Origin of the sequence: Methylobacterium sp. WL103 (genome assembly GCF_008039885.1) — a bacterium.
Taxonomy (GTDB): Bacteria; Pseudomonadota; Alphaproteobacteria; order Rhizobiales; family Beijerinckiaceae; genus Methylobacterium; species Methylobacterium cerastii.
The window spans coordinates 1-2,150 of the sequence record NZ_VRUX01000671.1 but is presented as its reverse complement, the minus strand read 5'-3'; the positions used below and the strand labels follow the sequence as shown (position 1 = coordinate 2,150).

Annotated in this window: 1 protein-coding gene and 2 pseudogenes; all 3 read left to right on the top strand. The window is 73.4% G+C overall.

Annotation, left to right across the window (positions count from 1 at the left end; all coding sequences use genetic code 11):
• A pseudogene (locus FV222_RS24005) lies at positions 1-218 on the top strand (ABC transporter ATP-binding protein); the annotation flags it as partial.
• Between the two features lie 432 nt (positions 219-650).
• Positions 651-1,400, top strand: a pseudogene (locus FV222_RS31510) (ABC transporter permease); the annotation flags it as partial.
• Positions 1,389-2,150, top strand: a 762-nt coding sequence (locus tag FV222_RS30055; RefSeq protein ID WP_281406914.1) for a glycosyltransferase family A protein, incomplete at its 3' end; no start/stop codon positions are given. The pseudogene FV222_RS31510 and the gene FV222_RS30055, both read left to right, overlap by 12 nt.

Genomic DNA, 2,150 nt, shown 5'->3' with positions numbered 1-2,150 from the left:
CCTCGGCCGCCGCCCGCATCCGCCAGGCGCTGATCGACCTCGCCGCCCGCGGCGCCGCGCTCCTGGTGATCAGCCAGGACCTCGACGAGCTGTTCGAGATCGCGAGCCGGGTCGCGGTGCTGCATGCCGGAACGCTCTCGGCCCCGGTGCCCGTCGGCGAGACCACACGCGAGGCGGTGGGGCTGCTGATGGGCGGATCGGAGGCCGCGCATGTCTAGCGCCGCATCCGTTCGCTCATCCGCGGTCGCCGCGAAGTCGTTCGACGCGCGGCGCGGCCCCCTCTCCCGTTCGGGAGAGGGTTGGGGTGAGGGGTTCAGGTCTTTCCGGATGGGTCGCACCCCTCACTCTGGCCCTCTCCCGGACGGGCGAGGGGACCCGCGCATCCCCTCGCCCCGCCTGCGGGGAGAGGGCCGCGACGACCTCGTCGTCGCGGCGACGCGGCAGCCGACGGTGAGGGGGCTTCGACGGAGGTGCCTCATCCGGCACCACCCCCTCACCGCCGCTTCGGCTTCGCCTGCGCTTCCCGGCTGCACGACAAGGTGCAGCCGGGCCTCTCCCCGCACGCGGGGAGAGGGGGGTCGCACCGTGCACTCCGAATCCCTGGCGGCGATGGCTGGACCCAGCCTCTTTCCGGTCACCCCGAGCCTGCCATGCGCCTCGATCTGAGCCCGCGCGCCCGGCGCTCGGCCGTGCTATCGGCGCTGTCGCCGGTGATCGCCTTCGCGGGGGCCGTGCTCGTCGGCGGCGTCGCGGTGGCGCTGCTCGGCGTCGCGCCGGGCGCCGCGTTCATGACCTATTTCGTCACCCCCTTAAGCGAGATCTGGTCGCTGCAGGAGGTGGCGCTGAAGGCCGCCCCGCTGGCGCTCATCGCCACCGGGCTCGCCTTCTGCTTCCGGGCGAACCTATGGAACATCGGCGCCGAGGGCCAGTTCGTGGTCGGCGGCCTGGCCGGGGGCTGGATCGGCGTCGCGACGCAAGGGGCGGAGGGGTTCACCCTTTGGATCCTGCCGGCGATGCTGGCGGCGGGCACGCTCGCGGGCCTCGCCTACGCGATGATCCCGGCGATCCTGAAGGTCCGGCTCGGCGTCTCCGAGATATTGACCAGCCTGATGCTGGTCTACGTCGCCGAATTGCTGCTCGACTACATGGCCCGCGGCCCCCTGCGCGATCCGGCCGGCTTCAACTTTCCCCAGAGCGTGCCGTTCGATCCGGCGGCGCGGTTGCCCTACCTGATGGAGGGCGACACGCTGCATGCCGGGGTGCTGGTCGCGCTGCTGGCCGTGGTCGTCGCGACCGTGGTGCTCGCCCGCACCCTGTTCGGCTTCGAGGTCCGCGTCGTCGGCGCGGCGCCGCGGGCCGCGCGGTTCGCCGGCTTCAGCGATGCGCGGCTGACGCTCGCCGCCTTCGATCGCCAAGAGACGGAAGCCGCCTTCGAGATCGTGGTCTGCGACGACGGCTCCCTCGACGGCACCGGCGCGGTGATCAGCCGGGCGGTCGCGACCGCTCGGCGGCCGGTGGTGCACCTGCGCCAGGAGAACGCGGGGGCGAACGCCGCCCGCAACCGGGCGATCGCGGCCGCCCGCGGCACGCGCCTGCTCGTCGTCAACGACGACACTATCCCCGGCCCGAACTTCGTCGCGGCGCACCTCGCGGCCCACGCCCGGCGGGGGGGGCGCGAGACGGCGATCCTCGGGCGGATGACGATCGACCCGGCGCTGCCGTTCTCGCCGTTCGCGGCGCTCCACCACGACGCCTCCTACGACGCGCTCGCCGGCAAGGTCGAGCTCGGCTGGGACGCGTTCCTGACCTGCAACGTCAGCATCGACGCCGGCTTCCTGCGCGAGGCCGGCGGCTTCGATCCGCGCCTGACGTGGCACGAGGACATCGAGTTCGGCGAGCGGCTGGCGCGGCGCGGGATGCGCCTGTTCTACGAGCCGCAGGCGCTGGCCTACCACCACCACTTCCTCGACGAGGCGGCCTATCTGCGCATCGCCGAGCGCGAGGGGGCGGCCTTGGTGCTGTGGTACCGCAAGCGCCCCGACCTCGCCCCCGACCTCGCCCGCCTCGGGCTCGTCGGCCCAGAACCCTTCGGTCGCGCGCGCCGTCACGCGCTCGCCGACCTCGTGATGCCCGAGGTCGCCCTGCCCGGC